Below are 6,690 nucleotides of genomic sequence, written 5' to 3'. Positions count from 1 at the left end.
GCGCGAAACTACTTCGCCGTCGTCGCCATTGCCGCCACTCTGCTCTGGATAAGGTAACTGTCCACACGGCCTAGCGGGGTCAACGGAAAAATTCTTGGCGCTGGTCTCTGCCCTCATCGTACAGTCTCCGCTTTTCCACATGCCCGGGGTCAACGAAGGGGGATGTTGGTCGCGCGGAGTTTCAGCTCGATTTCACAGGATCATCAGTCTGTTACGTTCGTAACGCGCCCGATCTCTGGCCGGCGCACGATGTTTTCTGCATCGGCTTTCCTCAGCCCATCGCCGCGTCCCATATCAGGGCCGGCTCACCTCGAACGCGAGCAGCACGTTGCCGGGAATGCCGCTCCATTGCGCGTAGCCTGAATTGACATAGAGCATGCCGTCCACAATCACCGGGCCGGGGCCGTCGATGGCGCCGCCATGCGCCGGGACGCCATTCACCGTCTCATAGTCGCGCGCGGTGTCGAATTCCCAGAGCAGACGCGCATCGTCGGTCGCATAGGCGCGCAAACAGCCGCTCACGCCGCCGGAGAAGACAACGCCTGGAATTGCGCTAACGGCCGCGGAGAGGGCTGGACTGCATCGCTCGCGGTCACCACAGGAGACCGGCGCCACCTGCATGGTGACCTTGCCGTCCGCCAGATTCAGCCCGAACAGACCGCCGCCTGCGTTCGGATCGAGACGCCTTGTGCCGTCGCGAAGAAACCGCACGTCGGAGTTCGCGACATAGATCCGCTCCTGATCCGCGGCTGAGCCCCACTCGCTGCCGCCCAGCGGCCCTCCCTTGCCGACCCGCGTTTGCCAGAGGATCTTGCCCTCGTTGTCGGGATCGAAGGCGTGGACGATCCCGGACTTCTGCCCGATCACCAGCATGCGCCGCCCGTCCGGCAAGCCCACCAGGATTGGCGACTGGCCGAAGTCGTGGTCCGGACCGGGATCTTCCGGACAGTTGGTCTTATCATAGCCGAAGCAGGCGACGACATAGCTGTCCTTGGGCGTGGCCTGCCGATGCCACAACATCCGGCCGGTCTTCAGGTCGAACGCAAGAATGGCGTCGCTGGTATCCGCCGGCGGGTTTGAATAGGAGTTGCTGGTCGCGACGTACAGCGCCTGGCGCTTCACGTCGATCGTTGGCGCAGACCAGACCGAGGCGCCGGACGGACCGTAAAGCTGCACGCCCATGGCATTCTTGGTCGTCGGAGCTGGCGTTTCCGGGATCGTGTACGACTTCCAGATCGGCCCGCCGGTCGCCGCGTCCAAGGCCACCACGCTGCCGCGAAACGTGCAGCATTCGTAGGAGGCCCGCGATCCCGTGGCTTCCTCGATGGAGGAGACCGGAACGTAGAGGACGCCGGAAAACAGAGCCGGCGTGCCCGTAATCCGGGCGGCGGGATGGTCTTCCACCTTCTGCTTCCAGATCAGCGCGCCCGTTGTTGCATTTACGGCGTAGGCGTTGGCGCGGACATCACCGAAGAAAATCGCGAACTCATTCTTCCCCGGGAGCGGACCGAAGCTGATCGCGGTGCGTACTGGCGCGTCCGTCGCCAGCGTCCAGAATGTGCAGCCGCTCCTGGCGTCGAGCGCGCGCACCTTGCTATCGGTGCCGCCGACAAACAGCATGCCGCCGATCACGGCCGGCTGGGCATTGGCAGTGGAGACGCCCGGAAAGCCGAACGCCCATTTCAGGCGCAACCGTGGCACCTGGTCGGCCCTGAGTCCCGCCATCTCGGCGGCCTGAAACCGGCTGTTGTTGATATCCGCGCCCCAACCGGTCCATCGCGGCCGGTCGAACGCCCCGTCAAAGCCGCGGGCGCCCTCCACGCAGTGCCCTGCTGCATCGGCCGTGGCGGCGGGAGCGCCGTCGCCAGCCTGTCTCCCGGTCACGAAGGAGGCGATCGCTTTGCGCTCATCGTCCGTTCGGTCCTTGACCATGGGAGCCATGCTCCCCGACGTGATCGCTCTGAGCACATGCTCGAACGCCATCGACTGCAATGCGGCGCGGTTGGGAATGCGGCTCTGCGGGTCGCCGGCATCGTGGCACTGGGCGCAGTGCTGCGCGTAAAGCTCGGCGCCGGTCTGCGCTGCGCTGGCGGGAAGGCAGGACCAGATCAAGAGGCCGACGGCCGCAGCGCTCAATCTCATGAAGCTCCCCCCTGGGCGCGACGATCCGAACCTATCGTCTCGGAGACACCGACAACCTGGGGATGATAGCGCGCTCGGGAAACCTCGAACAGTCATAACGTGCGTCGGGCGATGAGCACCGGCTCATTTTGTGGGGCAAGCGGTGAGGCGAGCGGAACTCCAATAGCCGTAAGCTCGTTCAGACTGGACGCGGCGCCGACGCCGACTGATCCTGCGCGGACGGAGTAACAATCCGGATGCGCCGCGAATAACCGGAAGCGCCTTTCAAGGGAGGTTTGCCATGCCTGTGACAACCGAGAAGGACCACGTCTATAAGATCCTGGATCTCGTCGGATCGTCCGAGAAGAGCATCGAGGATGCGATCCAGAACGCCATCGCCCGCGCCGCAAAGACCATTCGCGAGATGAAATGGTTCGAAGTCGTGCAGACGCGGGGCCATATCGAGAAGGGCACCGTCCGCCATTACCAGGTCACGCTGCGGGTTGGATTCACGCTGGAGGAGTGAGTCTCGCGCTGCAGGCCCGCAACCGGCGCCGACATACCCGTTCTTGCGCTAGCTCAAACATCTGAGGTAGTCCCCATGCGACAAATCCATGGTTTTGTTTGATGCTTAACATCGTCGGGAGGCTATGTGCAGATGGAGAAACTGTCCGGCGCCAATTCGATTCCGCAACTTGGCGCACTGGACACACATGCGCAGGTCCGTACGCTGCCCGAGCTATTGCGCTGGCGCGTCCGGGCAACGCCTGATACGGAAGCCTACCGGCATTTCGATGCGGCGGCCGGGCGCTGGGTCAGCCATTCCTGGCACGAGATCGATCACGAGTTCGACCGCTGGCGGCGCGCGCTTGCTGCCGAGGGTTTCGCGGCCGGCGAGCGCGTCGCCATCCTGATGCCCAATGGCATCGAGCACATCGCGATGGACCAGGCCGCATTGTCGCGCGGCCTCGTGCCGGTGCCGATGCACGCGATCGATAATCCCGAAAGCATCGTCTACATCTTGAAGGATTCCGCGGCGTCGCTGCTGTTGGTCGACACCATCGACCGCTGGCGGATCCTTGCAAGCGCCGGCGCGCCGACGGACACGCTCAAGCGTGTGGTCTGCGCAGATCTGCAAGGCACCAAAGACCCGGCCGCGACGGATCATCGCGTCGTGGCGCTGAAATCCTGGCTGGAGCGTGGACAGGCAACCGAGGCCGTCATAGACGACGTGGCGTTGCAGCCGGATGATCTTGCCGCGATCGTCTACACCTCCGGCACGACCGGGCGCCCCAAGGGCGTCATGCTCTCGCACGGCAACATCGTGGCGAACGTCAAGGCGATCCACGCGCGCATCGCCGCCAGCCCAAATGACATCTTCCTGTCCTTCCTGCCGCTGTCGCATACCTTCGAGCGCACCGGCGGCTACTACTATCCGATCGCGGCCGGCGCCTGCGTTGCCTACGCGCGATCGGTGCAGCAGCTCTCCGATGACTTGAAGCAGGTGCGGCCGACGGTGCTGATCTCCGTGCCGCGGATCTATGAGCGCATCTATGCACTGATCATGCAGCACAGCGAGGCGGCAGGCCGCTTCGAACGCGAATTGCTCGATCTGACCGTTGCCGTCGGCGGACGACGCTTTGATGCGAGGCAGGAAGGCGGCAAGCTGTCGCTGTCCGACCGGATGGTCTGGCCGCTGCTCAAGCGCCTGGTCGCCGACAAGGTGCTGGCTCAGTTCGGCGGGCGACTGCGCGTCGCCGTCAGTGGCGGCGCGGCAATCGGCGAGCGCGTGATCCGGCTGTTCCTCGCGCTCGGACTGGACATCCTGCAGGGCTATGGCATGACCGAGACGTCACCGGTCGTCTCCGTCAATACCGCTGACGACAACGATCCTCGCTCAGTCGGCCGGCCGCTCGACGGTATCGAAGTCAGGATCAGCGAGGATCAGGAGCTGCTGGTGCGAGGGCCGAACGTGATGCTCGGCTATTGGCACCGGCCGGAAGAGACGCATCGGATCAAGCAAGCCGACGGATGGCTGCATACCGGTGATCAGGCCCGCATCGAAGGCGGCCGCATCAGCATCACCGGCCGCATCAAGGACATCCTGGTGACTTCTACCGGCGAGAAGATCGCGCCCGTCGATCTCGAAACCGCGATCCTCGCCGATCCCCTGTTCGAGCAGGCCATGGTGATCGGCGAGAACCGGCCCTTTCTCGCGGCGCTCGTGGTGCTGAATGCGAAGGCCTGGGAGCGGGAGAAGGCCAGGCTCGCGGGCAGCGGCGCGGAGGCGGAAACCGCATTCCTCGTGAAACGGATCGCCGAGGCCGTCAAAGCCTATCCGGCCTATGCGACACCGCGCGCGGTATGGTGGACGCTGGAGCCATGGACCATTGCCGCCGGCCTGTTGACGCCGACGCTAAAGAACAAGCGCCCGGCACTCGAGCATCGCTTTGCCGCGGAGATCGAACAGATCTACGCGCACAAACCACAGGGTGGATCGCGTCCTGCAGCGTCAGCTGCGCGCTCGTGAAGGACATCGTTGCGTCGGAATTCAATTGTTAACTGAGCGAAGAGACCGTAAGAGAAACTACGCTTTGCTCGAACGTTAGGACGTCCTCACAATCCTGCCGGAGAACGAGCCTTGACCTTCCGCCGCCTGATTGCGCCGCTAACGGCAGCTACCATTCTTGCGTTCATCGGAGATGATGCATGGGCGCAGAGTGCGTTTCCGGCGCCGCTGCCAGGCCAGGCAGCGCAGCCGGGCCAGCCGGCGGAGAATGGCAGCCCGCCCGTGGCAAATTTCGTGAGCCCGTTCCCATCCGGCGGCGCGCCACTCATCGCCGTAGCTCCGCAAGAGGAAATCCCCGACCAATGCAGGCAAGAATTTAGTTCGCTGCGGGCAGAAGTCGAGGAGCGGGGTCGGTGGATCAGGGCTGCCGCCGCCCGGCGCGCGTCATCGGACGAAGCCTGCAAGCTGATCGACAAGTACGGTCAGGCCGAAATCAAGTTGATCGGCTATGTCGAGTCGCATGCGGCGAAATGCCGGTTTCCGATTAATATCAGGGACCGGTTGAAGGACGGGCATAAAACCACCGAGACCATCCAGAAGAAGACCTGTACCGCGCAGCAGATGCAGAAGCTGCGGCCGGCTGGTCCGACCGGTGATTTCTGGCCCGAGTCCACCAAACCGCTCATGTAAGACAAGCGCTGTGACGGCCCGATATCCCGTAGGATGGGTAGAGCGAAGCGAAACCCATCAACGTCGGAGCAAGCGGTGAGAATGGTGGGTTTCGCTTCGCTCTACCCACCCTACGATTCCGATTCGATCGTCAAGCAATGACTCTCAGCCGCGGCTTGACTCGCCTCGCCTCCTGTTGATGAAGTGCGCCGCGCCACATCATCCACGACACAAAAGCGGCTGTGAGCAGCCCACTAAATGGAAACGCCTTTATGTTGATCCCGATCGCCGACGTGCCGCGCTGGTATGCTGAACGCCAGCCCGCGGGCACGATCGCCATTCGTCATGGACAGGATACGCTGACCTGGGAGCAACTCGAGCGCGGTGCCAATGCCCGCGCGCGGGCGTTTGCGGCCAAGGGCGTCAAGCCCGGCGACTTCGTCGCGATCGGGCTGCCCAACAGCAACGCATTCTTCGAGACCACCTTCGCGGTATGGAAGTGCGGCGCGACGCCGACCTCGCTGTCCTGGCGACTGCCGCGCGGCGAAGCAGCTGCGGTGCTCGATATCCTCAAGCCCGCGCTGGTGGTGGGCGGCGAGTCCGATTGGGATGCGCCGACCTCGCTGCCGACCGGTTTCGTGCCCGAAGGGTTTTCCGACGAGCCGCTCGCGGCGCCCATCTCGCGCTATTGGAAGGCAATGACGAGTGGCGGCTCGACCGGGCGGCCGAAAGTGATCCTCGATCATCTGCCCGCCGTGGTCGATACCACCATGGCGCCGCCGCTCGGCATCCCGCTTGGCGCCTCCCTGCTCAACCCGGGGCCGCTGTATCACAACGCGCCATTCATCGTTTCGCATTTTGCCTTGTTCGGCGGCGGACGGCTCACCGGCCTGACTAAATTCGATGCCGAGGAGACGCTGCGCCAGATCGAGACCGAGCGGGTGCAATGGATCAATTTTGTGCCCACCATGATGCACCGGATCTGGTCGCTGCCGGACGAGGTGCGCAACCGCTACGATCTCTCCAGCCTGCAGGTCGTGTTCCACATGGCGGCGCCGATGCCGCCATGGTTGAAGGAGAAATGGATCGAGTGGCTGGGACCGGAGCGGATCTGGGAGCTGTATGGCGGCACCGAGCGGCAGGGCTCCTGCATCATCTCCGGAGTCGAATGGCTCGCGCACAAGGGCTCGGTCGGCAAGATCGGCGAGACTGCGCGCCTGCGCATCATCGGTGAGGACGGCAATGACGCAGCTCCAGGCGAGACCGGCGAGATCTATTTCCTGCCCAATGATGGCGCCGGCACCACCTATCACTACGTATTGCCTCACCTGAGGATGTTACTTTCGCTTGACGGATGTAGCTCCGACTGTCGGCCGGTCCGAGGTTGCGTC

Annotated in this window: 5 protein-coding genes; 4 read left to right on the top strand and 1 reads right to left on the bottom strand. The window is 63.8% G+C overall.

Translation table 11 applies throughout. The features are described from left to right. Positions 1-294: 294 nt before the first annotated feature. The gene (locus tag AAFX91_RS37370; RefSeq protein WP_394569842.1) at positions 295-2,142 is read right to left on the bottom strand and encodes a PQQ-binding-like beta-propeller repeat protein; all 1,848 of its coding nucleotides are present in this window, start codon (positions 2,140-2,142) and stop codon (positions 295-297) included. Positions 2,143-2,422: 280 nt separating this feature from the next. Between AAFX91_RS37370 and AAFX91_RS37365 the strand changes: the two genes are divergently transcribed. From AAFX91_RS37365 to AAFX91_RS37350, 4 genes are all read left to right on the top strand, one after another. Continuing rightward, positions 2,423-2,647 carry a dodecin gene (locus tag AAFX91_RS37365; protein ID WP_130583192.1) on the top strand — a complete coding sequence of 75 codons (225 nt, stop codon included), beginning with the start codon at positions 2,423-2,425 and terminating at the stop codon, positions 2,645-2,647. Between the two features lie 132 nt (positions 2,648-2,779). Then, the gene (locus tag AAFX91_RS37360) at positions 2,780-4,651 is read left to right on the top strand and encodes an AMP-dependent synthetase/ligase (protein WP_394569841.1); all 1,872 of its coding nucleotides are present in this window, start codon (positions 2,780-2,782) and stop codon (positions 4,649-4,651) included. Positions 4,652-4,762: 111 nt separating this feature from the next. Continuing rightward, complete coding sequence (locus AAFX91_RS37355) at positions 4,763-5,320, top strand: hypothetical protein (RefSeq protein WP_130583194.1); 558 nt, start codon at positions 4,763-4,765, stop codon at positions 5,318-5,320. Between the two features lie 251 nt (positions 5,321-5,571). Next, positions 5,572-6,690 (top strand): AMP-binding protein (locus AAFX91_RS37350; RefSeq protein WP_394569840.1); only part of this gene is annotated, 1,119 nt, incomplete at its 3' end.

The sequence above is a fragment of the Bradyrhizobium sp. 31Argb genome (genome assembly GCF_043638955.1).
Classification (GTDB): Bacteria; Pseudomonadota; Alphaproteobacteria; order Rhizobiales; family Xanthobacteraceae; genus Bradyrhizobium.
The sequence above is the reverse complement of the archived record's forward strand: the minus strand, read 5'-3'. Positions and strand labels throughout refer to the sequence as shown.

Coding starts and splice junctions, on each gene's coding strand:
- AAFX91_RS37370 (WP_394569842.1), bottom strand. CDS start 2,142: ATGAGATTGAGCGCTGCGGCCGTCGGCCTCTTGATCTGGTCCTGCCTT.
- AAFX91_RS37365 (WP_130583192.1), top strand. CDS start 2,423: ATGCCTGTGACAACCGAGAAGGACCACGTCTATAAGATCCTGGATCTC.
- AAFX91_RS37360 (WP_394569841.1), top strand. CDS start 2,780: ATGGAGAAACTGTCCGGCGCCAATTCGATTCCGCAACTTGGCGCACTG.